The sequence below is a fragment of the Geodermatophilus sp. DSM 45219 genome (assembly GCF_900104025.1).
Classification (GTDB): Bacteria; Actinomycetota; Actinomycetes; order Mycobacteriales; family Geodermatophilaceae; genus Geodermatophilus.
Map to the genome: position 1 here is coordinate 98,473 of NZ_FNIQ01000004.1, position 24,229 is coordinate 122,701.

At 75.7% G+C, this 24,229-nt stretch carries 23 protein-coding genes; 14 read left to right on the forward strand and 9 right to left on the reverse strand.

The genetic code is table 11. The annotated features are described in order from the left end of the window. Positions 1-46: 46 nt before the first annotated feature. From BLR12_RS13410 to BLR12_RS13420, 3 genes are all read right to left on the reverse strand, one after another. The gene (locus tag BLR12_RS13410) at positions 47-472 is read right to left on the reverse strand and encodes a globin (RefSeq protein WP_091378876.1); all 426 of its coding nucleotides are present in this window, start codon (positions 470-472) and stop codon (positions 47-49) included. Continuing rightward, positions 469-1,785, reverse strand: coding sequence for an MFS transporter (locus BLR12_RS13415; protein ID WP_091378879.1), 1,317 nt, complete (start codon positions 1,783-1,785; stop codon positions 469-471). The genes BLR12_RS13410 and BLR12_RS13415 overlap by 4 nt, the downstream gene beginning before the upstream one ends. A 155-nt stretch (positions 1,786-1,940) precedes the next feature. Continuing rightward, positions 1,941-4,010: a prolyl oligopeptidase family serine peptidase gene (locus BLR12_RS13420; RefSeq protein ID WP_091379887.1), complete on the reverse strand. Its 2,070-nt coding sequence runs from the start codon at positions 4,008-4,010 to the stop codon at positions 1,941-1,943. A gap of 215 nt (positions 4,011-4,225) precedes the next feature. On the opposite strand from BLR12_RS13420, the gene BLR12_RS13425 reads away from it, so the two are divergent. The 5 genes from BLR12_RS13425 (at position 4,226) to BLR12_RS13445 (ending at position 8,946) form a co-directional block, all read left to right on the forward strand. Further along, complete coding sequence (locus BLR12_RS13425; RefSeq protein WP_091378880.1) at positions 4,226-4,762, forward strand: HNH endonuclease; 537 nt, start codon at positions 4,226-4,228, stop codon at positions 4,760-4,762. Between the two features lie 115 nt (positions 4,763-4,877). Continuing rightward, positions 4,878-5,741 (forward strand): SCO6745 family protein, encoded by an 864-nt coding sequence (locus tag BLR12_RS13430; RefSeq protein ID WP_091378883.1) that lies wholly within the window; start codon positions 4,878-4,880, stop codon positions 5,739-5,741. Positions 5,742-5,995: 254 nt separating this feature from the next. Further along, complete coding sequence (locus BLR12_RS13435) at positions 5,996-7,135, forward strand: hypothetical protein (RefSeq protein WP_091378886.1); 1,140 nt, start codon at positions 5,996-5,998, stop codon at positions 7,133-7,135. After that, a complete protein-coding gene (locus BLR12_RS13440; protein WP_091378889.1) occupies positions 7,123-7,794 on the forward strand; it encodes a class F sortase in 672 nt (223 codons plus the stop codon). The genes BLR12_RS13435 and BLR12_RS13440 overlap by 13 nt, the downstream gene beginning before the upstream one ends. A 57-nt stretch (positions 7,795-7,851) precedes the next feature. Further along, on the forward strand, positions 7,852-8,946 hold the full coding sequence (locus tag BLR12_RS13445; protein ID WP_091378891.1) for a hypothetical protein: 1,095 nt from the start codon (positions 7,852-7,854) through the stop codon (positions 8,944-8,946). Between the two features lie 57 nt (positions 8,947-9,003). On the opposite strand, the gene kynU is transcribed toward BLR12_RS13445, so the two are convergent. Beyond that, on the reverse strand, positions 9,004-10,260 hold the full coding sequence (gene kynU / locus BLR12_RS13450; protein ID WP_091378893.1) for a kynureninase: 1,257 nt from the start codon (positions 10,258-10,260) through the stop codon (positions 9,004-9,006). A gap of 33 nt (positions 10,261-10,293) precedes the next feature. Here kynU and BLR12_RS13455 point away from each other — a divergent pair, with 33 nt between their 5' ends. The 3 genes from BLR12_RS13455 (at position 10,294) to BLR12_RS13465 (ending at position 12,714) form a co-directional block, all read left to right on the forward strand. Continuing rightward, positions 10,294-11,727: an amidase gene (locus tag BLR12_RS13455; RefSeq protein WP_091378896.1), complete on the forward strand. Its 1,434-nt coding sequence runs from the start codon at positions 10,294-10,296 to the stop codon at positions 11,725-11,727. Positions 11,728-11,765: 38 nt separating this feature from the next. Then, positions 11,766-12,179 carry an aa3-type cytochrome oxidase subunit CtaJ gene (locus BLR12_RS13460; RefSeq protein WP_091378899.1) on the forward strand — a complete coding sequence of 138 codons (414 nt, stop codon included), beginning with the start codon at positions 11,766-11,768 and terminating at the stop codon, positions 12,177-12,179. 61 nt (positions 12,180-12,240) lie between these two features. After that, on the forward strand, positions 12,241-12,714 hold the full coding sequence (locus BLR12_RS13465; RefSeq protein ID WP_091378901.1) for a DUF5130 family protein: 474 nt from the start codon (positions 12,241-12,243) through the stop codon (positions 12,712-12,714). Between the two features lie 59 nt (positions 12,715-12,773). On the opposite strand, the gene pepN is transcribed toward BLR12_RS13465, so the two are convergent. Beyond that, a complete protein-coding gene (pepN, locus tag BLR12_RS13470) occupies positions 12,774-15,326 on the reverse strand; it encodes an aminopeptidase N (RefSeq protein WP_091378904.1) in 2,553 nt (850 codons plus the stop codon). A 154-nt stretch (positions 15,327-15,480) separates the two neighbouring features. Between pepN and BLR12_RS13475 the strand changes: the two genes are divergently transcribed. After that, on the forward strand, positions 15,481-16,143 hold the full coding sequence (locus BLR12_RS13475) for a mycothiol-dependent nitroreductase Rv2466c family protein (RefSeq protein ID WP_091378907.1): 663 nt from the start codon (positions 15,481-15,483) through the stop codon (positions 16,141-16,143). On the opposite strand, the gene BLR12_RS13480 is transcribed toward BLR12_RS13475, so the two are convergent. Together BLR12_RS13480 and BLR12_RS13485 are read right to left on the reverse strand one after the other, a co-directional pair. Continuing rightward, entirely contained in the window at positions 16,130-16,897 is a 768-nt protein-coding gene (locus BLR12_RS13480; protein WP_255363483.1) for an MBL fold metallo-hydrolase, read from the reverse strand. The two genes, BLR12_RS13475 and BLR12_RS13480, sit on opposite strands and share 14 nt — an antisense overlap. Then, the gene (locus BLR12_RS13485; RefSeq protein ID WP_091378911.1) at positions 16,894-17,574 is read right to left on the reverse strand and encodes a DUF429 domain-containing protein; all 681 of its coding nucleotides are present in this window, start codon (positions 17,572-17,574) and stop codon (positions 16,894-16,896) included. Before BLR12_RS13485 ends, BLR12_RS13480 begins: the two co-directional genes overlap by 4 nt. A gap of 26 nt (positions 17,575-17,600) precedes the next feature. On the opposite strand from BLR12_RS13485, the gene BLR12_RS13490 reads away from it, so the two are divergent. Beyond that, positions 17,601-18,095 (forward strand): ribose-5-phosphate isomerase, encoded by a 495-nt coding sequence (locus BLR12_RS13490; protein ID WP_091378914.1) that lies wholly within the window; start codon positions 17,601-17,603, stop codon positions 18,093-18,095. Positions 18,096-18,107: 12 nt separating this feature from the next. Here BLR12_RS13490 and BLR12_RS13495 read toward each other — a convergent pair whose 3' ends face one another. Beyond that, complete coding sequence (locus BLR12_RS13495; protein ID WP_091378916.1) at positions 18,108-19,349, reverse strand: GNAT family N-acetyltransferase; 1,242 nt, start codon at positions 19,347-19,349, stop codon at positions 18,108-18,110. Positions 19,350-19,567: 218 nt separating this feature from the next. On the opposite strand from BLR12_RS13495, the gene BLR12_RS13500 reads away from it, so the two are divergent. The 4 genes from BLR12_RS13500 (at position 19,568) to BLR12_RS13510 (ending at position 23,245) form a co-directional block, all read left to right on the forward strand. Further along, on the forward strand, positions 19,568-21,205 hold the full coding sequence (locus BLR12_RS13500; protein WP_091378919.1) for a hypothetical protein: 1,638 nt from the start codon (positions 19,568-19,570) through the stop codon (positions 21,203-21,205). Positions 21,206-21,258: 53 nt separating this feature from the next. Then, entirely contained in the window at positions 21,259-21,648 is a 390-nt protein-coding gene (locus BLR12_RS24535) for a bifunctional UDP-sugar hydrolase/5'-nucleotidase (protein WP_176832506.1), read from the forward strand. Then, complete coding sequence (locus tag BLR12_RS24540; protein ID WP_176832507.1) at positions 21,591-22,130, forward strand: 5'-nucleotidase C-terminal domain-containing protein; 540 nt, start codon at positions 21,591-21,593, stop codon at positions 22,128-22,130. Before BLR12_RS24535 ends, BLR12_RS24540 begins: the two co-directional genes overlap by 58 nt. A 140-nt stretch (positions 22,131-22,270) precedes the next feature. Next, positions 22,271-23,245: a sigma-70 family RNA polymerase sigma factor gene (locus tag BLR12_RS13510; protein WP_091378923.1), complete on the forward strand. Its 975-nt coding sequence runs from the start codon at positions 22,271-22,273 to the stop codon at positions 23,243-23,245. A gap of 107 nt (positions 23,246-23,352) precedes the next feature. Here the strand turns inward: BLR12_RS13510 and larE are convergent, their stop codons facing one another. After that, positions 23,353-24,204, reverse strand: a complete 852-nt coding sequence (gene larE, locus BLR12_RS13515) for an ATP-dependent sacrificial sulfur transferase LarE (RefSeq protein ID WP_091378926.1) — start codon at positions 24,202-24,204, stop codon at positions 23,353-23,355. Positions 24,205-24,229: the final 25 nt, after the last annotated feature.

Here is a 24,229-nt window from a genome sequence, read left to right on the forward strand (position 1 = left end):
CTGGGGGTTTACGGTGTGCCGCCCGGTGTCGGACGGCGGTGGGGTGTCAGGCGGGGGAGAGTCCACCGGGCGCGTCGTCGGGCCATCGGTTCTGCATGCTGCGGGCGGCCATCTCCATGTAGCCCCAGAGCGTCGCGTCCTGCTCGGGGGTGAGCTCCAGGGAGTCGACTGCCTCGCGCATGTGGTGCAGCCACGCGTCGCGCTCGGCGGCGCCGATGGCGAAGGGCGCGTGGCGCATGCGCAGCCGGGGGTGGCCGCGATGGTCGGAGTAGGTGGTCGGGCCGCCCCAGTACTGCTCCAGGAACGCGCGGAGCCGGATTTCGGCGCCGTCCCAGTCGTCCTGCGGGTACAGCGGCGCGAGCACCGGGTCGGTGCGGACCCCGGCGTAGAAGCGGGCGACGAGCCGGGCGAACGTCGGGGCGCCGCCGACCTCCTCGTAGAAGGTCCGCGCCGACGGCAGGGAGCGGCTCATGACGTCGATGGTCCCGCAGTGGGCCGGTCGGCTGCCACGTGACCCTGGGTACGCGCGTAGCCGAGCAGCGGCGGCACGACGGCCAGCAGGCCCAGCCCGCCGATGAGGGCGATGACCCAACCGGGGGCCACACCCTCGGCCGCCGCCCCGGCGGCGAGCACGCCGATCCCCTGGACGCCGTACAGCCCGCTGACCGCGACCCCGAACGCGCGCCCCCGGTAGGCCTGCGGCACCGCCTGGACGAAGGCGACGTTCAGCGGGATCGTCCAGGCCGCCCCCAGGCCCGCGACGAACAGCAGCGCTACGACGGCGGCGTAGGCGCCCTGCCCCGGCGCCCACCACACGGTGACCAGCCCGGCCAGCAGCACCGGGACGAGGGACAGCACGACCAGCGGCGGCACCAGCTGCTCGCTGCGCCGCTGGGTGAGCCCGCGCGCGATGAGCAGGCCGCCCACGGTGACACCGGCGGGGTTGGCCGCCAGCAGGACGCCGATCTGGGCCTCACCCTGTCCCAGCTGCGTGACCAGCGGCGCGGCGACGCCCTCGGGCGCGGTGCCGAAGAGGGTGCCGACCCAGGTGACGGCGATGATCGCGCGCAACCGCGCGGACCGGCCGATGACCCGCATGCCCTCGGCGGCGTCCCGCCACATCGACCGCGGGCCCTCCCACGCGCCGCCGTCGTCCGGCGCGGGGCGGCGCTGCAGCCGGGCCCACAGCCAGACGGCCGAGACGGCGAACGTGGCCGCGTTGACCAGCAGCGCGGCGGACGGGTGCAGGACGGCGACCAGCGTGCCGCCCAGCACGAACCCGAGGACCTGGGCCACCTGCGAGCCGACGTTGGTCAGCGACGTGGCGAGGGCGTACCGGTCGCCGTCGAGGACGTCGGCCATGAGCGCCGACCGCGCCGACTCGAACGGCGGCCCGCACGCCGCCACGACGAACAGCAGACCCAGCAGCACCGGCAGCGGCGTCCCGGGGACCGCCATCCCGGCCACCAGCACGGCGCGGGCGACGTCGCTGGCGATGAGCACGCGGTGCCGGGGGAAGCGGTCGGCCAGCGTCGACAGCAGCGCCCCGCCCAGCAGCCACGGCAGGTAGCTGATGGCGAAGGTGACCGCCGACAGCAGCGGCGACTGCGTGCGCTGGTAGACGAGCACGGTCAGCGCGACGCGGGCCAGCTCGTCGCCGATCGTCGACAGCAGGTACGTGCCGAACAGCGGGCGGAACTCGCGGACGGCGAACAGCTCGCGGAACGTCGCCGGGCGCGGTGACGCGCCGGCCGGGCGCTCGCCGGCCGGCCGGCCGCCGCTCAGCGGGTGCCCGCCGGAGTGCCGGTCCTGCCGTCGTCAGCGGCAGTGATCACGGACGGTGAAGCGTTCATCACGCCGATACTCTCAGGTTCTGGAAGCGGAACGGCTGGTGTCGACCCCCTGCCCCCGGTGTGGCGCCGGACACGCGCCCACAGGGGTCAGCCGGTCGGCCCGGTGTGCGCGGCGAGGAAGGCCAACTGGTCGGCGGCCAGGCCCACGGTGCGGCTGACCGCGCGGGCGCCGTGCCCCACCGAGGTCTCCCGCCGGAGCAGCACGGGCGCGTCGGCCGACGTGGCGTGCTGCAGCGCCGCGGCCAGCTTGCGCGCGTGCAGCGGGTCGACCCGGGTGTCGGACTCGAAGGTCGTGAACAGCACCGCGGGGTAGGCGGTCCCCTCCACCACGCGGTGGTAGGGCGAGTACCCCAGCAGCCAGCCGAGCTCGGTGGGGTCCTCGGCGGTGCCGTACTCGTCGTTCCACGTGCGGCCCAGACCGAAGCGCTCGTAGCGGACCATGTCCAGCAGCGGCGCGCTGCAGACGACGGCGGCGGCCAGGTCCGGGCGCTGGGTGAGGGTGGCCCCGACCAGCAGGCCGCCGTTGGAGCCGCCCATCACCGCCAGCCGCGCGGGCGTCGTCCACCCCTCAGCGACCAGGTGCTCGCCGGCCGCGGCGAAGTCGTCGAAGACGTTCTGCTTGCGCTCGCGCATGCCGGCGCGGTGCCACTGCTCGCCGTGCTCGGAGCCGCCGCGCAGGTTGGCCACCGCCCACACCCCGCCCGCCTCGACCCAGGCCAGGGCCTGGGCCGAGTAGCCGGGGGTGAGGGCGACGTTGAACCCGCCGTAGCCGTAGAGCACCGTCGGCCGCGGGCGGTCGGGCGCGCCGGCCTGGGAGAGCACGAACAGGTGCACCGGGGTCCCGTCGGCCGACGTCGCGTGCGTCTCGACCACCCGGATCGCCGGCACCTCCCCGGCCACCGGTGCCTGCTCCCAGCCGGTCAGGCCGGCCGGGTCGGCGGCGTCCCAGCGCAGCACCGAGGGCGGGGTGGCGTGGTCGGTGAAGCCGACCCACGCGCTGCTGCCCCCCTCCGGCGGTGCGCTGACGCCGGACACGCTGCCGGCCCGCAGGGCCGTCACCCCGGCCTGACGGCCCGAGCCGTCGGCGGCCCACACGGACAACCGGTCGGTCGCGTCCACCGAGTGCACGGCGAGCACCTGCAGGTCGCCGTGCGGGCCGTCGACGAGCGCGACGTCGGTCAGCACGCCGTCCTGCTGCTCGGGGACGACGTCCCGCCAGGACCCCGGCGCCCAGGTCGCCGGGTCGGCGGGGTCGGCGACCGCGAGCCGCCAGCGTGGCGTGCCACGGTCGCTCATCAGCCACAGCCGGCCGTCGCGGGCGACCCACGCCGCGGTCTGCGCGTCCACGCCGACCTGGAGCTCGCGCAGGACGCCGTCCCCGGCGAGGTCGGCCAGCCACACGTCGTCCCGCGGGGCGGTGCCCACCGAGGCGGAGACGACCAGCCAGCGGCCGTCGCGGCTGGTGCGGGCGCCGAAGTAGGTGGCGGGGTCGCTGCCCTCGCCGTGCACCAGCACGTCGCCGTCGGCGTCGGCCCCCACCCGGTGACGCCAGACCCGCCGGTGGAACTGCTCCTCGCCGGCGGGGACGCGCTCCGGCGCCAGCCGGCGGACGTAGAACAACTCGTCCCCGCCGGGCAGCCAGGCGACGGGGGAGTAGCGGCAGCGGTCGATCGGACCGTCGAGCTGCTCGCCGGTGGCGACGTCGAGCACGTGCAGCCGCGACTCCTCGTCACCGCCGGTGGAGAGCTGGTAGGCCAGCCGGTCGCCCTCCCAGGACGGCGACCAGGCGTCGAGGGTGGTGGTGCCCGCGGGGTCGACCGCCATCGGGTCGACCAGCACCCGCTCGCTGCCGTCGGGCTCGCGCACCCGCAGGACCGCGTGCTCCTGACCGGGGTCGCGGCGGGTGGAGAAGGCCCGCCCGTTCCGCCAGACCGGGACGCCGACGGCGCCGGCGTGCACCAGCTCGGCCAGCCGCGCGGCGAAGCGGTCGCGCAGCGGCAGGACGGCCAGGGCCTCGGCGGCCAGCTCGTCCTGCGCGGCGGTCCACGCGACCGTGCGCGGGTCGGCGGCGTCCTCCAGCCAGCGGTAGGGGTCGGCGACGGCGTGTCCGTGGAGGTGCTCGACGAGGTCGAGCCGCTCGGCGTGGGGGTGGCGCACGCCGTCCACGGTAGTGAGGGCGGGGGACCGTCCCGGGGGCCCGGCGGTACATCCCGGGAGCGCTCGAGCGGGTTCGCAGGTCAGAATGGGGGCGCCCACGGGTCGCACAGCACCCGGCGCGCGGCCCCGGGCGCCGGAGGTGCCCCGTGCCACGACCCGCCCACGGGTCGCCCGCAGGCCAGCCAGGTCCGCGGCGCGACCACCACTCCCATCCGGTGCCGCCCGTCCCGGCGCGGTCCACCGCCGCTGCGACGCTGCTGCTCAACGCCACCTACGAGCCGTTGTGCGTGGTCTCCAGCCGCCGCGCCATCGTGCTCGTCCTCGCCGACAAGGCGGTCTCGGTGCACAGCGCACCGGAGGAGGTGCACGCCGAGACGGTGACCCTGGCGGTGCCGGTGGTCGTGCGCCTGACCCGCTACGTCCGCGTGCCCTACCCGGCCCAGGTGCCGCTGTCCCGGCGCGCGGTCTTCCACCGCGACGCCTCCACCTGCGTCTACTGCGGCGGGTCGGCCACGAGCATCGACCACGTCGTCCCGCGCAGCCGCGGCGGCACGCACACCTGGGACAACGTCGTCGCGGCCTGCCGGCGGTGCAACCACACCAAGGCCGACCGGTCGCTGGCCGAGATGGGCTGGAAGCTGCCGAACCCGCCGCGGACGCCGAGCGGTGCGGCCTGGCGGCTGCTCGGGGCGCGCACGGTCGACCCGCGCTGGCGGGAGTGGCTCGGCATGCCGGAGAGCGTGTCGGCGTGACCTCGCGGCGCACGGCGCGGCGGCCCTCCGCCGACTCTCGCGCCGTCGTTCCCGCTCTCGCGCCGTCGTGCCGGCGCGAGAGCGGGAGGAGCAGCGCGAGAGTGCGGGTCGTCGCATGACCTCCCCGGGCACGGCCCGGCGGCTGTGGGCGATGGGCGAGCCGTTCCACGCGCTCACGTACTTCACCGACGAGTGCCGGACGGCGGCCGAGGCGACCGGCCTGCGCGGTTTCTGGAGGACCTACTTCGCCCTGCGCGCCGCGCCGCTGGGCCCGGTCGGCCCGGCCGTGGTGACGGCGGCCTTCTACAACTTCGCGCCGGCGTTCGTGGCCCGGCGGGTGCCGGAGGTGTGGGCGGTGGCCGATCCCGCCACGGTGCTGGAGGCCCGGCTGGCCGGGGTCGACGCCGCGGTCCGCCGGGTGCTGGGGGAGCAGTGGCCGCGCTCGGCCGCGGCCGCGGAGGCCGCTGACCTGCTCGTCACGGCCGCCGCCGCCGTGGACGCCCCGGGCCGGCCGCTGGCCGCGGCCAACGCCGCGCTCCCGGTGCCGGGGGAGCCGCACCTGGCCGCGTGGCAGTCACTGACCACGCTGCGCGAGCACCGCGGCGACGGGCACAACGCCGCGCTGCTCCAGCGGGGGATCTCGGGCGTCGGCGCGCACGTGCTCGCCGCCGCGGCCGGCCGGACGCCGCGGGAGTGGCTCGTGCGGGCCCGCGGGTGGGACGACGCCGCGTGGGACGCCGCCGTCGAGCAGCTCGCGCCCCGCGGCTGGCTGGACGGCGGGGAGCTCACCGCGGAAGGCGCCGCGATCGTCGCCGCGGTCGAGGCCGACACCGACCGGCTGGCGCTGGGCCCCTGGCGGGCTCTCGGCGACACGGGGTGCGACCGGCTGGCCGAACTGCTGGGGCCGGTGCGCCGCGCCGTGGTGGGCGCAGGTGCGTGGCCTGCCGGGAACCCGATCGGTGTTCCGGAGCCGGGCTGACGCCGCTTCGTCTGTAGTTGTCAGGCGCTCGGCACGTGTCCCGTCTCTTCCTGACATGAGATCAGGGGCTCAGGGGATCCAGGTCTGAGCAGGAAGTGACGGACCCGGACGCGTCCCAGGTCACACTCTGGTCACACGGGATCACACGTGCCCCGCGACGCGTGTCCCATCCGCGACCAGGGTGTTCCGGGACCGTACGTTCCGCCGGCAGCCAGCGCCGCCCGGGCGCTGCGGTCGCCGGAAGGTGTCCTCCCATGTCTCGCACCACCCACAGCCGCCGGCCGCTCCAGCGCCTCGGCCTCGTCGGCGTCGGTTCCGCCATCCTCTTCGTCGGGATCGCGGTCCCTGCCGGAGCTGCTGAGAACGTCGTCCTCCCCCTCGAGCCCACCGAGGTCGAGCTGGGCGCCTTCCCCGTCGAGAACCTCGGCGCCATGGACCCGATGGCCGACCCGTTTGCCGCGCCCACCCTGACGCCCGTCGGGGTGCAGTACAGCGGTACGATCGTCGTGACCCTCCCCGCGGAGCTCGACGACTCCGCCGTCGAAGCCACGCTGGTCTTCGACGACAACGGCGATGGCGTCCCCGAGGCGACGTACGACTCGACCCTGGCCCCCGCCGACCCGAACTACCTCGCCATCAGCGGCGAGGGCACCGGCAGCATCCAGGTCACCCTGCCGGCCGACGACCCGGTGGCCGGCGACGCCGCCACCCTGTTCCTCGAGCCGCTGGCCTCCACGCTGAGCCCGGCGTTCACCTACTACGACCCGGTGTTCTACGAGCTGGCCTTCGATGCCTCCGCGCCCAACCCGCAGACCGTGTCGCCCGTGCTGGTCGCGTTCTCGCAGGTGCCCTGTGCGATCTCGTCCGCCACGCCCTGCCCGGTTCCGGTGACGGCCGGTTCGACCGTCACGCTCGACCTGACCGCGACCTCGGTGCTGCGGGAGCTGGGCCTGACCGACCTCACCGGTGTCCAGGTCGGTCTTGCAGCGCTGGACGCCAACGGCGATCCCACGGGCGCGGCCGTGGAGCTCACGGTCCAGGTCACCGGCTCGACGGCGAGCTTCATGATCCCGGCGGGCACGGCGGCCGGTTCCTACGCTCTGGTGGTCGCCCAGGAGGCGTCCTCGGGCGCCGTCTCCGTCGTGGGCGCGGAGATCACCGTCGCGGCGGCCGCGGCCGTCGCCGCGCCGACCACGGCCGCGCCGACCACCGCGGCCCCGGTCAATGCCGGGCTGCGCTCCAACACCGGCGTCGAGGCCGTCGAGACCGGCTCCACCGGCACCGTCGCGGTCGCCGCGGGTGCCGGGATGCTGCTGCTGGCCGGTGCCGGCGGCGCCGCCGTCGCCCGCAACCGGCGCCGTGCGGCCGCCGAGGGCGGCACGTGCGAGGCCTGACCCGGCCGGGCCGGCGCACCGCCGCGGTAGCGGCGGTCGCCGCCCTCGGGATCTCCGGGGGCACGCTGCTCGCCGTCGGCCTGGCCGACGGCGAGCAGCCGGCCGCCGCCACCGGGTCCGCCCCGGTGGCGGCGGCCACCACGGCCCCGCCGCCGGAGGAGGCCCCGCCGACCCTGCCGCCCGAAGGGGTCACGCTGCCGACGCCGTCGTCCGACGTGCACGTGACCGTCGACGGGCTGGAGATGGACCTGCCCGTGCTCCCGCTGACCCCGCGCGGCGGGGCGATCAACCCGCCGACGCTCACCGCCGCCTACTGGATCCAGCCCTACGGGGAGCCGGTCGGCAGCGCCGAGCAGGCGGACAACACCCTCTACCTCGCCGCCCACTCGACCGGCACCGGCGAGTACGGCTTCGACCCGCTGATGGAATCCGACGGCGGTGGCAGCACCCTCGCCGCCGGCGACGAGATCGAGGTCAGCACCCCCGACGGCACGGTCAGCTACACCGTGGAGCGCACCGAGCGGTACGCCAAGGGCGAGCTCCCCGGCGCAACCGAGGTGTGGGAGGCCTCGCCGGGCCGGCTGGTGCTCATCACCTGCTTCCAGCGCGGCGGCGGCCGCGCCTCCACCGAGAACCTCGTCGTCTTCGCCGAGGCCTGACCGACCCGGGTCTCGCGTCAACCACACCCGCACGCCCGGCTCCAGAGAGGCAGTCCCATGTCAGTCCGCTCACCCCTCCCCCGGCGTCGCGCCGCCCGGCTCGGCCTCGTCTGCGCCGGCTCCGCCCTGGTCGTCGTCAGCATCGCGCCGGCCGCCGGCGCCGCGACCGACGTCCGGATCCCTCTCGACCCCTCGACGGTTGAGCTGATCGGCTACCCGGACGAGCGCCTCGGCACCCTGGACCCGATGGCCGACCCGGCCGTCGAACCTTCCCCGATGCCCGTGGACGTCGACTACAGCGGGACGATCACGGTGGACCTGCCCGCGGAGCTCGATGCCTCCGCCGTCGTGGTCCACCTCGATTTCGATGACGACGGAGACGGGAGCCCCGACGTCAGCTACTCCTCCGCTTCCGGCGCCACCAACCCGCTGACCGTCACCGGGCAGAGTTCCGGCAGCGTCGAGGTCACGCTGCCGGCCGACGACGGCGTGGGTTCCCAGGTCGCCAGCCTGACGCTTGCCGGGATCACCCCGACCCTCGGTCCGGCGTTCACCTTCATCGGCCCGATCCGCTACGACCTCGCGTTCACCGGCTCGGCTCCGGCGCAGACCGTGTCTCCGGATCTCGTCGCCACCTCGTTCCTGGCCTGCCAGGACCTGTGCGTCCTCCCGACGCCGGTGACCGCCGGCTCCACCGTCACGCTCGACCTGACCGCGGGGTCGGCGCTGCGCGAGCTCGGCCTCACCGACCTGACCGGCGTGCTGGTCGGCCTCCAGCCGCTGGAGGGGTACGGCAACCCCACCGGCCCGGCGGTGGCCCTCCCCGTCCAGGTCACCGGGTCGACGGCGACCTTCGTCGTCCCCGCCGGCACCGCGGCCGGCTCCTACGGCCTGGTCGTGGCCCAGCCCACCGCGTCGGGGCTCTCGGTCGTCAGGGTCCAGATCACCGTCGAGGCGCCTGCCGCTCCAGCCACCACCGCGACCAACGCAGGGCTGCGCTCGGACACCGGCGTCGAGGCCGTCGACACGAGCCCGGGGACCCTCGCGGTCGCCGCGGGTGCCGGGATGCTGCTGCTCGCCGGTGCCGGCGGCGCCGCCGTCGCCCGCAACCGGCGCCACCCGGCCGCCGCGGACGCGACGCGCGGGGCCTGACCCGCTCGACACCGGGGCGCACGGAGGGTCCTCCGTGCGCCCCGGTGCGTCTGCACGTCAGGTGACGCGGGCGCGCTCGGTGGGGTAGCCCTCGTGGGCGCCGGTCTCCAGCACCTCGCGGAGGCAGGCCATCGCGTCCCAGACGTCCACGAAGCGGGTGTACAGCGGCGCCGGGCCGAGCCGCACCCGGTCCGGCGTCCGGAAGTCGGGGACGACGCCGCGGTCGACCAGCGCCTGGGTGAGCTGCCAGGCCCGCGGGTGGGCCAGGGTCACGTGCGCGCCGCGGCGGGCCGGGTCGCGCGGCGAGGCCAGCGCGACCCCGTGCGGCCTCAGCCAGGCGTCGGCCAGGGCGACGACGAGCTCGCCGAGCGCCCGGCCCTTGGCCGCGAGCCGGTCGACGTCCGCCTCGGCCACCAGCCGGGCGCCCACCTCCACCGCGACCGTCGCCAGCACCGGCGGCGTCCCGAGGGCGAAGCGACCGATCCCCGGCGCCGGGTCGTAGGCCGGACCCATGGCGAACTGGTCGCGCTGGCCGAACCAGCCCCAGATCGGCTGTCGCAGCTGGTCCTGCAGCTCGCGGCGCACGTAGAGGAACGCCGGCGCCCCCGGCCCGCTGTTCAGGTACTTGTAGGTGCACCCGACGGCGAGGTCCGCGCCGTTCGCGGCCAGCTCGACCGGCACCGCACCGGCGGCGTGCGAGAGGTCCCAGAGCACCAGCGCACCGGCGTCCCGCGCGACACGGGTGACGGCGCCGACGTCCACCAGCGCGCCGGAGCGGTAGGCGACCGCCGAGAGGACGACGACGGCGACCCGTTCGTCCAGCGCCGCGGCCAGCACCGCCGGGTCCAGCCCCTCGTCGATGTCGGCCGGCACCTCGCGGACCGTCATCCCGCGGGCCTGCGCCACCCCGGCGACGACGTAGCGGTCGGTGGGGAAGTCGTCGGCGCAGCAGACCAGCACGTCGCGGCCGGGCCGCGCGTCCGCGGCGGCCACCAGCAGCTCGTACAGGTCGACCGTGGTCGAGTCGCCGACCAGCACCTCCCCGGGCCGCGCGCCGAGCACGCCCTCGGCCAGCAGGTCGCCGACCCGGGTGCCGGCGTCGATCCACGAGGACCACGAGCGCACCAGCCCGCGGCCCCACTCCTCCTCGACCACCCGCGCCAGCGCCGCCGGTGTCTCCTCCGGCATCCGGCCCAGCGAGTTGCCGTCGAGGTAGAGCAGGCCGTCGTCCCCGGCACCGGCGAACCGGGCGCGGAAGGCGGCCAGCGGGTCGGCGGCGTCGAGGGCCTCGGCGGCGGCACGGGTCAGGTCCACGCCGCCGTGTCTACCCGTCTAGCGTCCGGATCCGTGACCTCGGGGACCCAGTTGCACGACCTGACCGCGCTCGAGCAGGCCGCCGCCGTCCGGGCGGGGGAGGTGAGCCCGGTCGAGCTGGTCGAGCACGCGCTGCGCCGCGTCGAGGCCCTCGACGCCGGGCTCGGCGCCTTCCTCACCGTGACCCCGGAGCGCGCGCTGGCCGCGGCCCGGCGCGCCGAGCGCCGCGTGCGCGACGGCGGCGGGCTGCCGCCGCTGCACGGCGTCCCCACGGCCATCAAGGACCTGAACAACACCGCCGGCGTCCGGACGACGTTCGGCAGCACCGTCTTCGCCGACTCCGTGCCCCCCGTCGACGACGCCGTCGTGACCCGGCTGGCCGAGGCCGGGACGATCAGCATCGGCAAGACCAACACCCCGGAGTTCGGCTTCCCCTGCTACACCGACAACGCGCTGGTCGGCCCGGCCCGCTGCCCGTGGGACCCCACCCGCTCGGCCGGCGGCTCCAGCGGGGGAGCGGCGGTCGCCGTGGCCGCCGGGATGCTGCCGTTCGCGCAGGGCAGCGACGGCGGTGGGTCGATCCGCATCCCGGCGAGCGTCAACGGGCTGGTCGGGATCAAGCCGACCCGCGGTCGGGTCAGCAACGCGCCGTACGGCAGCGAGGTCACCGGCCTGGGCACCAACGGCCCGCTGGCCCGCACCGTCCGCGACGCCGCCGCGGTGCTCGACGCGATGGCCGGGCCGGTGACCGGCGACCCCGCCTGGGCGCCGCCGCTGCCGCCGGGGGAGACCTTCCTCGCCGCGGCCGGCCGCGAGCCGGGCCGGCTGCGGATCGGCCGGCACCTGGAGTCGCCGATGCCCGACGCCGGGCTGGAGCCGGCGGTGCAGGCGGCCCTCGACGACGCCGCCCGGCTGCTCCAGGACCTCGGCCACGAGGTCGAGGACGTGCCGTCCGGACTGCTGGGCCCCGACGTCCTCGGCGCCTTCGAGCGGGTCTGGACCCTGTCGGGGACGCTGCTGCCGGTGCCACCGGGGCAGGTGGGGGAGCTGCAACCGCTGACCCGGGAGCTGCGCGCCCGCGGCCTGGCGCTGACCGCGCAGCAGGCGATGGAGGCGCTCACCGCGCTGCGGCTGTTCGCCCGCCGTTTCGTGACCGCCACCGACCGCTACGACGTCCTGCTGGCGCCGGTGACCACGATGACGCCGCGGCCGCTGGACTGGTTCGGCGCCGACGGGGACGGCGCGGCGGACTTCGAGCGGCAGAAGCGCTACGCCGCCTTCACCGCCGTGTTCAACGTGACCGGCCAGCCCGCGGTGAGCGTGCCGCTGTCCTGGACGCCCGAGGGGCTGCCGGTCGGCACGATGCTCGTCGGGCGCCCCGCCGACGAGGTCACGCTCGTCTCCCTGGCCGCCCAGCTGGAGGCGGCCCGGCCCTGGAGGCACCGACACCCGCCGTCCTGGGACTGAGCAGGAGAGCGACGGCGCCTGCCGGTAGGTTGAGGGACGTGACCGTCGTCGAGACCATCCTCGTCTACGTGGTGGCCCCGCTGGCCGTGGTGGCCGTCCTCGCCCTGCTGACCCTCGTCCCCGGGCGGAGGAAGAAGCCGCGCTGGAAGCCCGGCCAGGCGTGGGAGCACGAGCCGGTCTGGTATGAGCCGCACCCGGCCGCCGGTGGCGGCCACGGCCCCACCGCGGCCCACGGCCCGGCCGGCGTCCCCGGTGACGGCACCACCGCGCTGGGCTCGTCGATGTACCCCGAGCAGCACGGCGAGCGCAACACCGGCCAGCCCGGTGCCCCGACCGCGCCGCACGGTGCCGGCGTCGCCGACGGCGGGCACGGCGCCCGCGGCTCGCACGCCATCAGCGCGGCGGCCCTGACCGCGGCCCGCCCCCTCGGCGGCGCCCGCGGGACCTGGTGACCGGCGTGCCCCCGCGCCGCACCACCCTCGACACCCCTGCGAGCCCCCACGGAGGCCGGAGATGACCCGCGTGCTCGAAGGGACGTCGCACGACACCGCGACGTCCGCCGGCACCATGGCGACGCGCGCCGACGAGGCCGAGGCGCCCGACACGATCTTCAGCTACCGCGAGCTGCTGCGCATCGACGAGGCGCTGACGATGTCCTCCCGGGAGACCGGGCTGCGCTTCACCCTCTACATCGGTGACCTCGGCCCGCAGACCCGCGCCCGTGCCGAGGAGCTCTTCGAGCGTTCCGGGCACTCCGGCCACGACCTCCCGGAGTCTGTGCTGATCGCCGTCTCGCCCGGTCAGCGGGTCGTCGAGGTCGTCACCGGCGCCGCGGCGGCCCGCCGGCTGCCCGACCGGGCCTGCGCCCTGGCCGTGCTGTCGATGACCAACGCCTTCGCCTCCGGCGACCTGGTGGGCGGCATCGTCAACGGGCTGCGCCAGCTGTCCGACCAGGCCGGCCACCCGCGGGGCCTGCGCACCCATTGACGCGCCGGACGTGAGAGGCCCAGGACCCGGCGGGTCCTGGGCCTCTCACGTCCGGCGGTTCAGCCCTGCTCGGCGGCGTCCCGCTCCCGGGCGCGCAGCGAGCGCGCGATGCCGTCGCGGCCCTCGGCGACCAGCCGGCGCAGCGCCGCGGGGTGGTCGTCGCCGGCCAGCCACGCGTCGGCGGCCTGCACCGTGCGCAGCTCGACCACCGGCGGGAACAGGTACTGCACCGCGTTCTTGGCGATCTCGCCGGGACGGCGGTCCCACAGCGGCCGGATGTCGGTGAAGTACCGCTCGACGTAGCCGGCCGTGAGCGCGCGCTGGGCCGGGTGCCAGAAGCCCTGCAGCATCGCCTCGTGCACCGCGTTGGGGACGGTGTCGTCGTGGAAGGCCCGGGTCCAGGTCTCCTCCTTGGCCTCCGCCGTCGGTCGCAGCGCCCGCGCGGTCGCGGCCCGCCGCTGCCCGGTCGCGGTGGCGTCGCGCGCCTCCTCGGTGGCGATCTCGGCGTCCCCGGCCGCGCCGATGGCGACCAGCCCGTGCAGGAACGCCCAGCGGGCGTCGGCGTCGACCGGCAGCCCCTCGACCACCCGCGAGCCGTCGAGCAGGCCGCGCAGGACGGCGGCGTGCTCCTCGGTGCGGGCCGCGCCGGCGAGGGTCCGCGACCACTGCAGCTGGGTGTCGCTGCCGGGCCCGGCCGCCTCCAGGGCCGCCAGCGCCTTGTCCGCCAGCGCGCGCCAGCCGGTCTCGACCCAGCGCGGGTCGGTGTAGTTGGCCAGCGCGGCGGTCACCCGGCCCAGCAGCGACTGGACGACGCTGATCTCGGTCTCGGCGTCCACCCCGGCCAGCACCAGCGCCACCCAGTCCCGGGCCGGCAGCTCGGCGTCCCGGGTCATGTCCCAAGCTGCCGACCAGCACAGCGCGCGCGGGAGCGGGTCGGGGATGGCGCCGATCGACCCCTGCAGGGTGGCCAGTGACCGGTCGTCCAGGCGCAGCTTGGCGTAGGTCAGGTCGTCGTCGTTGACCAGCACCAGGTCCGCGGCGGGGTGCCCGGCGAGCTCGGCGACCTCGGTCAGCTCGCCGTCGACGTCCAGCTCGACCCGGGTGCGCCGGACCAGCCCCTCCGGCCCCTCGTCGTACAGGCCAACGGCAAGCCGGTGCCGGCGCAGCACCGGGTGCTCGGGGACGGCGGTCTGCGCGATGGCGAAGCGGCGGTAGCGGCCGTCGTCGGAGAGCTCGAGGACCGGCCGCAGGGTGTTCACCTGGCTGGTCTCCAGCCACTGGCGCGACCACTCGGACAGGTCGCGGCCGGTGGTCTCCGACAGCGGGTCGAGCAGGTCCGACAGCGTGGTGTTGCCGAACGCGTGGGTGCGGAAGTACTGGCGGATCCCGGCCAGGAACTCGTCGCGGCCGACGTAGGCGACCAGCTGCTTGAGCACCGAGGCGCCCTTTGCGTAGGTGATGCCGTCGAAGTTCACCTCGACCGCGGCGACGTCGACCATGTCCGCGGCGATCGGGTGGGTCGAGGGGAGCTGGTCCTGCGCGTAGGCCCAGGCCTTCTCGGTGTTGGCGAACGTCGTCCACGCGGTCGTGTACTCGGTGGCCTCGGCCTGGCACAGCGTGGAGATGTAGGTGGCGAAGGACTCGTTGAGCCACAGGTCGTCCCACCAGCGCATGGTCACGAGGTCGCCGAACCACATGTGCGCCAGCTCGTGCAGGATCGTCTCCGCGCGCCGTTCGTACTTCGCCCGGGTGGCCCGGGACCGGAAGACGTAGTCCTCCAGGATGGTCACCGCGCCGGCGTTCTCCATCGCCCCGGCGTTGAACTCCGGCACGAACAGCTGGTCGTACTTGTCGAACGGGTACGGGAAGTCGAAGACCCGGTGGTAGAAGTCGAAGCCCTGCTTGGTGACCCGGAACAGCTCGTCGGGGTCCAGGTGCTGGGCCAGCGACGCGCGGCAGTACAGCCCCAGCGGGATGCCCTCGTGGGAGTCGGTGACCCGGGCGTACGGGCCGGCGATCACCGCGAGCAGGTAGGTGGACAGCCGCTCCGTCGGCGCGAAGTGCACCAGCTGCGAGCCGCCGGGCCCGGGCTCGATGGTCCGCTCGCCGGTGTTGGAGACGACCTGCCAGTCGAACGGCGCGGTCACGTGCACGGTGTAGGTCGCCTTGAGGTCGGGCTGGTCGAAGCAGGTGAACACCCGCTTGGCCTCGGCCGGCTCGAAGTGCGTGTACAGGTAGACCTGCCCGTCCTCCGGGTCGACGAAGCGGTGCAGCCCCTCGCCGGAGTTGGAGTACCGGCAGTCGGCCTCGACGACGAGGGTGTTCTCGGCGGCCAGCCCGGGCAGTCGCAGGCCGCCCTCCTCGGTGTACGTGGAGACGTCGAGCGGCTCGCCGTTGAGCGTCGCCGACCGGACCTTCTCGGCGACCAGGTCGATGAAGGTGCCGGCGCCGGGCTCGCGGCAGGTGAACCGCACCGTCGTCGTCGACCCGAAGGTGTGCTCGCCGGCGTGCCCGGCGCCGTCGGTCAGGTCGAACCGGACGTCGTAGCCCTCCACGGCGAGCAGTCGGGCGCGGGCGGCGGCGTCATCGCGGGTCAGGTTGGGTACAGCCACGCGGGGCAGCTTCCCACGGCGTCCCGACACGCCCGGGGCCGGACCGGAGGGTCCCCAGCTGCGGGAACAACGGTCGTCGGAGCCGGCTTGGCACCGGCAGGGACGACGCCCGGCGTGCAGCAGCCGGGTACGGACGACGCGAGGAGCAGAACGCATGACCGAGGCAGTGCAGAGCGCGCCCACCAAGGCCCGCGTGGACTTCTGGTTCGACCCGCTGTGCCCGTGGGCGTGGCTGACCAGCCGCTGGGTCCTGGAGGCGGCGAAGGTCCGCGACATCGACCTGCACTGGCACGTCATGTCCCTCGCGGTGCTCAACCGCGGCCGGGACCTGCCGGAGGACTACCAGGAGATGATGACCAAGGCGATCGGCCCGGTCCGGGTCGCGATCGCCGCGGCGCAGCAGCACGGCGACGAGGTCCTCGGCGACCTCTACACGGCCATGGGCACGCTGCGCCACCACGAGGGCGTGGAGCTCGACGAGCTGGTCGCCCCGGCACTGGAGCGGGTCGGCCTGCCGGCGTCGCTGGCCGAGGCCGCCACCTCCACCGAGTACGACGAGGCTCTGGAGAAGAGCCACCACGCGGGCATGGACCCGGTCGGCGACGACGTCGGCACCCCGGTCATGCACATCGACGGGGTGGCGTTCTTCGGCCCGGTGATCAGCAAGGTGCCCACCGGTGAGGACGCCGGCAAGGCCTTCGACGGCGCCGTCCTGCTCGCCAACCTGCCCGACTTCTGGGAGCTCAAGCGGACGAGGCTCTCCGGCCCCGACATGGACTCCGTGCCGGCCGACGCGCTGGAGATCACCCGCCGCTGAGTCGGGAGGCGGCCACGCGCATCGTCGCCGCGTCGTAGGGGCCGGCGTCGAGCCGGCCGGCGCGCAGCGACGACAGGACGGCGAGGAGTTCCTCCCGCTGCGCGCCCACGAACGCGGCGTCGACCACGGCGCCGTGCCCGGGGACGACGGGACCCCGGGCCAGCGCGTGCAGCCGGCCCAGCGTCGCCGGCCACTCGGCGGGGAAGGCGTCCTCGAACGCTGGCGGGCCGCCCTCCTCGACCAGGTCGCCGGCGAAGACGACGCCGTCCTCCACCTCGACCACCAGGTCGTGCCCGGTGTGCCCGCGGCCGAGGTGCCGCAGCACCACCTCCCGACCGCCGACGTCGAGCACCGCGACCTGGTCGACCAGCGCGTCGGGCGGGTCGAGCGGGGCCCGCCGCACCCGCTCGGCGGCCTCGGCGTCGCCGCCGGCCAGCAGCTCGGCGACCCGCGCCGCCCGCTGCGCCTCCCCGGTGGCGAGCAGGTCGGCCGCGCACCCGCGCGACCCCCACACCGTCGCCGGCCGGAACGCGGCGTTGCCGAAGCAGTGGTCGTAGTGGGCGTGGGTGTCGACCACCATCCAGGGGTGCGGGGTGACCCGGCGGACGGCGGCGGCGAGGTCCGCGGCCTCGCCGAGGTCGGAGCGGGTGTCGACCACCAGGCAGGCGTCCTCGCCCACGACCAGGCCGCAGTTGAGGTCCAGGGAGGCGTGCCGGCGGACGAACACGCCGTCGGCGACCTCGCGGAAGGTCACCAGCAGATCCGCATCGGCCGGCCGCGGGCGTCGGTGGCGCCGTCCCCGACGCACTCGGCGGCGCCGTCGGCGATCCGCCGGGCCGACCACGCGGCGGCGCAGGCGTCCAGGGCGTCGACCGCCGGCACCCGCGGTGGGGCGTCCAGCAGAGCGGCGTCGACGTCCATCACCCGGCGCAGGGCGACGAGCCGCTGGGCCATCCCGCGCGCGGTGCCCTTGGGATCCCGGACGGCGGGGTCCATCCCCAGCCGGAAGGCCAGCTCGGGGTGCACCTCCACCACGCGGTCGGTGGGCGGGTCGCCCAGCATCTCGTCGAGCGAGCGGATCGCCTTCACCAGCTGGAACGACTGCGCGGACGGCGCGCGAGGCGGGTCGGTCGCCGCGCGCGACAGCGTCCGCGCCTCGGCGTAGTCGTCGGTCGCGAGGACCGCGCGCACCGGTGTGGGGAAGACGGTGCTCGCGGCGCCGTACCGGCTCAGTGCGCGGCGGGCCTCGACGTCGCATGCGCGCACGCCGTCGTCCGACAAGCCGATGGGCATGTCGATGCCGACCACCTCGACGTCCTCCACGGCCAGGACGGCGGCCGCGTCGGACAGCGCCAGCAGCTCGACCGACCGTCCGTCGAGCCGGGCTCCCACCCAGGCGCCGCGCCACCCGTCGACACCCAGCACCGCCACCCGGGCAGCCTGACAGACTCCCCGCCATGCGCGTCTTCGTCGGGACCGACCACGCGGGCCTGGAGTTCAAGGAGCACCTCAAGCAGGCGCTGACCGAGGCCGGCCACGAGCCCGTGGACTGCGGGGCGTTCGAGTACGACGCCCAGGACGACTACCCGCCGTTCTGCTTCGAGGTCGGCGAGCGGACGGTCACCGAGCCCGGCAGCCTCGGCGTGGTCATCGGCGGCTCCGGCAACGGCGAGCAGATCGCGGCCAACAAGGTGCCCGGCGTGCGCGCCGCGCTGGTGTGGAACCGGGAGACCGCGGAGCTGGCCCGCCAGCACAACGACGCCAACGTCGTCTCGATCGGCGCCCGCCAGCACAGCGTCGAGGAGGCCACCGGGTTGGTGCTGCACTTCCTCGCCACGCCGTTCAGCGGCGACGAGCGGCACGTCCGCCGGATCGGCCTGATCGGCGACTACGAGCGCGACCGGCACCGCCCCGCCGGCGGGCTGCCCACCCGGGAGGACCCGGCCGTCTGAGCCCGCTCCGGCTCAGAATTCGTCCGGGCACCACGGGGTGACCGGCCAGCGGAACGCCGTCGCGGCCTGGGTCACCGCCCCCGGGCTCACCTCGGTGACCCGGCCGGCCGCCTGCAGCGTCGCCAGCGACACCCCGCCGAGGTAGGCCGCCGCGAGCGCCTCGACGTCGAGAACCAGGTCGGGGTCGGCGTCGGTCAGGGCGCAGAAGGCGCCGGCCGGGTGGCCGACCAGCGACCACCGGCCGTCGTTCCACGGGCAGAACGGGTCGCGCACCTCGAGCACCAGGTTGACCCGCGCCGGGTAGCGGCGGGCGGCCAGCGCGCGGCCCACGTCGACCAGCCGCACCCACAGCGCGTCGAACGGCTGCGACCGCAGCGCCCGCGGCTCGGCGAGCAGGAGCCGCAGCGGGTCGTCCGGCGAGGCGGTGGGCGCCCGCATCGTGCGCACCAGGTCCAGCGACAGCAGGAACTGCCAGAGCGCCGCGTACGCCGGCGTGGTGAGGGCGCGCACCTCCTCGACGACGACGGTGCCGTCGGGCTGGCCGTCGTCGGTCCACGCCGAGCGCACCCGGTACGCCGCGTAGCCGGTGACCGTGCCGTCGGGCTCGACGTGCTGCAGGAACCGGCGCTCGGTGGCGCCCCGGCGCTGGGTGGGCTCGTCATGCAGGCCCCGGTCCCACCAGGGGGCGGTGCGCGCGAGGTTGCCCGGGACGAGCCGGCGCACCCGGTCGTGCAACCCCACCGCGGCCGCGCGGTGGTCCTCGACGCCCACCTGGCGCACCGCCCCGGCGCCGAGGTCGACGCCGGGCCGCAGCCGCAGCCGGGCGACCTCGCCGGAGAGGTTGCCCCGCCAGGTGGCCGGCGCGTAGCCGAACCGGCCGTAGATCGAGGACTCCGAGGCCCACAGCGCCGCCACCGGCTCGCGGTCCTGCTCGTGCAGCTCGGTGAGCTGGCGCCGCATGACCGCCGTCAGCACGCCCTGGCGGCGGTGGCTGGGCGCCACGCTCACCCAGGTCACCCCGGCGCACGGGACGACGGCGCCGGGCACCGTCAGCTCCCGGCTGTAGACGCCCGAGGTCGCGACCACCCGGTCGCCGTCCCACAGGCCGAGGGTGCGGTCCAGCTCCGCGTGCGCCGGCACGCTGTCGACGAAGGACGCCGGCGCCTCGTCGCCGAACGTGGTGAACACGGCCCGGCTGAAGGCCGGCCACTCCTCGGCGGTGGCGGGGCGCAGCCGGTCGGCGATCTCGGTCACCGGAGCTGTCTACCCGGCGGGTCCGACGTACGGCGACCGGGTTCCCGCTGCCCGGCCTGGCGACGGCCGGTGGACACGGGGGTTGCCTCCACACGGCCGGTGACCGCCGCGGGCGGTCGCCGTGACCCGCGCCGACCCGCGGTTAGGGTCGCCAGGTGCCGGGCGCGCCCACGCCGTCGTGCCCCGTGCGACCTCGGGCCCGGCAGGGGGAGGGAGCTGTGCGCGCTCCGACGGTGCCGATCGCCCTGACCGCCGTGCTGCTGGCCAGTGGCTGCGGCGCGGCCTCGGGCGAGGACGCCGAGGACGCCGCCGGCGTCACGACCTCGGCCCCCGACGCCCGGCTGACCCTCGTCGCCGACGAGGACCCGGTCGCCTCGGCGGCATCGGCCAGCCGGGCGCTGTTCGACACCGCGGACGTCGTGGTGGTGGCCCGCGACGGCGACGCGGCGGGGACGCTGCTGGGCGCCTCGGCGGCCACCGGCCTCGGCGTGCCGCTGCTGCTGGAGCCGTCCGGAGCCGGGGCGGCCGACGCGCTGACCACCGAGCTGGAGCGCCTGGGGACGACGACGGTGCTCGCCGTCGGGGAGGCCGAGGGCGGGGGCGGGGAGGGCGGGCCGGAGGTGGTCGCCGTCCCCGCGGACCCCGACGCCGTCGCCGGGGCCACCGGCCTGGAGCTCGGCGAGGTCCAGCAGGTGGACGACGGCGCGGCGACGGCCGCGGTCGCCGAGCTGGACCCCGGGCAGCCCGCCGCGCTGCAGCCCGCGGGGGCCGCGCCGGCCGCCGCCGGGGAGGACGCGGGGGAGCTGCCCGCGGTGGAGCGGGCCGAGCATCTCGAGGACACCCTGGTGGTCACCACCGGGGACCCCGGGGCGCTGGCCGGTGTGGCGACCGCGCGGGCGGCCGGGGCGCGGGTGCAGCTCACCGGCGGCACCGACCCCCGCGGGTCCGCGGAGCTGGTCGAGCTGATGACCGAGCAGGAGCCGCAGACGGTGGTCGCGCTGGGTGCCGGGTTCGCCGCCGAGGAGGGCCTGGACTGGAAGCTGGACGCCGCTGCCACCGGCGCCCAGCTGCCCGGCGGGGGCCAGCTGCTGTTCCCCGGGCGGATGATGGTCGCCCTCTACGGCAGCACGGAGGGCGCGGCGCTCGGCGTCCTCGGCGAGCAGGACCTGGAGGCGTCGATCGAGCGGGCCAGGAGCACGGCGGCCCCGTACGAGGAGCTGGTCGACATGCCCGTCGTCCCGGCCTTCGAGATCATCGTGACCGTGGCGTCGTCGGTCGCCGGGCCGGACGGCAACTACTCCACCGAGCAGCCGGTCGAGGCCGTGCGGCCGTGGGTCGAGGCGGCCGGGGAGGCGGGGCTCTACGTCGTCCTGGACCTGCAGCCCGGGCGCACCGACTTCCGCACCCAGGCAGAGCAGTACCGCTCGCTGCTGGAGCTGCCGCACGTGGGGCTGGCGCTGGACCCGGAGTGGCGGCTGCGCCCGGACCAGGTGCACCTGCAGCAGATCGGCCAGGTGTCCATCGACGAGGTCAACGAGGTGGTCACCTGGCTGGCCGACCTGACCCGGGCGAACGACCTGCCGCAGAAGCTGCTGGTCCTGCACCAGTTCCAGGTCCGGATGATCCCGGAGCGGGAGCGGCTGGACACCTCCCGCGACGAGCTCGCGCTCATGGTGCACGTCGACGGGCAGGGCCCCCAGCCGGCCAAGCAGGACACCTGGCGGGTGCTGCGGCAGACCGAGCCCGACGAGGTCGCCTGGGGCTGGAAGAACTTCTACGACGAGGACCTGCCGATGCTCACCCCGGAGCAGACGGTCGCCGTCGAGCCGCGCCCGGACTTCGTCAGCTACCAGTAGCCCGCCGGTCACCACCCTCGCAGCTCGTCCGCAACGAGACCACCGGGGACGACGTGCTGCTGACCCAGCCCTACCGCTGGGGCAGCACGGTGTCGCAGGTGGACGTCGGCCTGCGCAAGGTCCGCGGCCAGTGGGACGTCGTCGGCACCGAGGCCACCGCGCTGCGGACGAAGGACCTCCCGGAGGACCCCGACGTCCTGGCCGCGACCGCCGAGGCGCACGCGACCACCGTCTACTACGTCGACCAGGTCGTGGCCACCTCCACCGAGGAGCTGACGACGGCGACCAGCTGGTACCAGGACACCCCGATCCTCGACTTCATCCAGCACGTGCAGACCGAGACGGTCGACACGCGCTGGAGGGCACCGAGCGGGCCGACCTGCCGGTGCTCTCGATCGCCGCGCCGTTCAGCCGGGAGGCGGTCTTCCCGCAGGGTGAGGTGACGATCCGCGACATCGCCGGCCTCTACGTCTTCGACAACACCCTGGAGGCGGTGGAGCTGACCGGCGCCGAGCTGCGGGCCTACCTCGAGGAGTCGGCGTCCTACTCCTCCCAGGTGCCCGCGACCGGCGAGGTGACGCCGGCCGCCCTGGCGCCGACCAAGCCGGACTACGACTACGACACGCTCTCCGGCGTGGTCTACGACCTCGACGTCTCCAGCCCGGAGGGCGAGCGGGTCACCCGGCTGGAGGTGCCCGACGGCACGGTCGTCCAGGACGCCGACCGCTTCGTCGTCGCGGTGAACGACTACCGCCGCGGCGGCGGCTTCCCGCACGTCAGCGGGGCCGAGGTGGTCCACGACGAGCAGGCCGAGATCCGCCATCTGCTCATCGACCGGGCCCAGGACCGGCAGGTCATCGACCCGGCCGGGTCCGCCGTCGACAACTGGCAGCTCGTCCGCGCCGGGGAACCGCTCTTCCCGTGAGAAGGCCCCCTGCTCCCCGTCCGGCCCGCCCGGGCGGACGGGGAGCGGGGCGGGCGGGATGCGACACGGAGGGGTGCCGCGCCTCCCGTTGTGTCGGTGTCCTGTGGTGAGCTGTCGCGGCCCGCGCAGAGGAGGACCCCGTGACGACCGTGCTGACCGACGAACTGGACCCGCGACTGCTCGAGCACCGGCGGGAGCTGACCGGCTACTGCTACCGGATGCTCGGGTCGGCGTTCGACGCCGACGACGCGGTGCAGGAGACGATGGTCCGCGCCTGGCGCGGCCTGGGCGACTTCGAGGGCCGCTCGGCGCTGCGCTCCTGGCTGTACCGCATCGCCACCAACGTCTGCCTCGACCAGCTCTCCGGCCGCCAGCGGCGGGCGCTGCCGATGGACCTCTCCGGCTCGCCGTGGCAGCCGGTGCCGGCCTCGCTGGCCGGCCGCCGTCCCGGCACCGCCTGGGTCGAGCCGGTGCTCGACCGGCAGGTCGTGGCCGAGGACGCCGACCCCGCCGAGCAGGCCGTGCAGCGCGAGTCGATCCGGCTGGCCTTCGTCTCCGCGCTGCAGCACCTGCCGCCGCGCCAGCGCGCCGTGCTGCTGCTGCGCGAGGTGCTGCGCTGGCGGGCCGAGGAGGTCGCGCAGCTGCTGGACACCACCGTCGCCTCGGTGAACAGCGCGCTGCAGCGGGCCCGCGCCACGATGGCGGCCGTCGGCGGGGAGGCCGACACCGAGCCGCTGGACGACGTCCACCGCGCACTGCTCGAGCGCTACGTCGACGCCTTCGAGCGCTACGACGTCGAGGGTCTGGTGGCGCTGCTGCACGAGGACGCGACCCAGCACATGCCGCCGTTCGAGATGTGGCTGCGTGGGCGGGCCGACATCGGCACCTGGATGCTCGGGCCCGGCGCCGAGTGCCGCGGCTCCCGCGTGCTGGCGACCACCGCCAACGGCGCACCGGCGCTGGCCCAGTGGCGTCCCCGCGCCGGCGGCGGGTTCGAGCCGTGGGCGCTGCACGTGCTGGAGGTGCGCGACGGCCGCGTCGCGCACATCTCCAGCTTCCTCGACCTGGACAAGGACCTGTTCCGCCGGCTGGGCCTGCCCGCCGAGCCGGCCTGACGGAGGACCCCTGCCCCCACCGCTCGGCCCTCTCCCGGGGCCTGCCGCGAGCTTGCGAGCGGTGGGGAGGAGAGGGTCCTCTCACCGGCAGGGGCCACCGCACCGGCTCAGCCCTCGCGGACGCCCACCAGCGGCAGGGTGAAGGCGCCGGACTGGATGCCGGCGAGGTCCAGGGCGAGGAACCGGAAGCCGGCTGCCCGCACCACCCGGATCGCCTGCTCGCGCAGGGGGTCCGAGACGAGCGCCGGCAGGTCCTCGACCGCGACCTCGAGGCGGGCGACGTCCCCGTGGTGACGGACCCGCAGGTCGCGGAGCCCGAGTCGCCGCAGCCCGGCCTCCGCCTCCTCCACCTGGGCGAGCTTCTCGGGTGAGACCTCGCTGTGGTGCGGGATCCGCGAGGCCAGGCACGGCGCCGCGGGCTTGTCCGCGCAGGGCAGGTCCAGCGCGCGGGCGATCCGGCGCACCGCGGCCTTGTCCAGACCGGCGTCGGCCAGCGGGCGCAGCACGGCGTGCGCGGTGGCCGCGCGAGATCCGGGGCGGTCCGGTCGCCGGGCGTCGTCGGCGTTCTCCCCGTAGGCGACCGCGGTCAGCCCGTACCGGGACACGACGTCCTGGGAGATCCGCTCGAACAGCTCGTCCTTGCAGTGGAAGCAGCGGTCCGGGCCGTTGCGCCGGTACTCGGGCCGGTCCCCCTCGAAGGTGGGCACCTCCACCACGGGCACCCCGACGTGCGCGGCGACCCGGTGGGCGGCCTCCCGCTCGTCGGACGCGAGGCTGGGTGAGACCCCGAGGAGGGCGAGCACGCGGTCCGGGCCGAGGGCGTCGACGGCGAGGGCGAGCAGCACCGAGGAGTCGACGCCCCCGGAGAACGCGACCCCCAGCCGCGCCGTGCCGGCCAGCCCTTCCCGGAGGCCGTCGACCGCCCGGCGGTCCTCCGGCCGGAGTGCCGTCAGAGACACGTGCTCTCCCGTTCCTCGCCCGTAC

Coding starts and splice junctions, on each gene's coding strand:
- BLR12_RS13445 (WP_091378891.1), top strand. CDS start 7,852: ATGTCAGTCCGCTCACCCCTCCCCCGGCGTCGCGCCGCCCGGCTCGGC.
- BLR12_RS13430 (WP_091378883.1), top strand. CDS start 4,878: ATGACCTCCCCGGGCACGGCCCGGCGGCTGTGGGCGATGGGCGAGCCG.
- BLR12_RS13465 (WP_091378901.1), top strand. CDS start 12,241: ATGACCCGCGTGCTCGAAGGGACGTCGCACGACACCGCGACGTCCGCC.
- BLR12_RS13490 (WP_091378914.1), top strand. CDS start 17,601: ATGCGCGTCTTCGTCGGGACCGACCACGCGGGCCTGGAGTTCAAGGAG.
- BLR12_RS13435 (WP_091378886.1), top strand. CDS start 5,996: ATGTCTCGCACCACCCACAGCCGCCGGCCGCTCCAGCGCCTCGGCCTC.
- BLR12_RS13410 (WP_091378876.1), bottom strand. CDS start 472: ATGAGCCGCTCCCTGCCGTCGGCGCGGACCTTCTACGAGGAGGTCGGC.
- BLR12_RS13475 (WP_091378907.1), top strand. CDS start 15,481: ATGACCGAGGCAGTGCAGAGCGCGCCCACCAAGGCCCGCGTGGACTTC.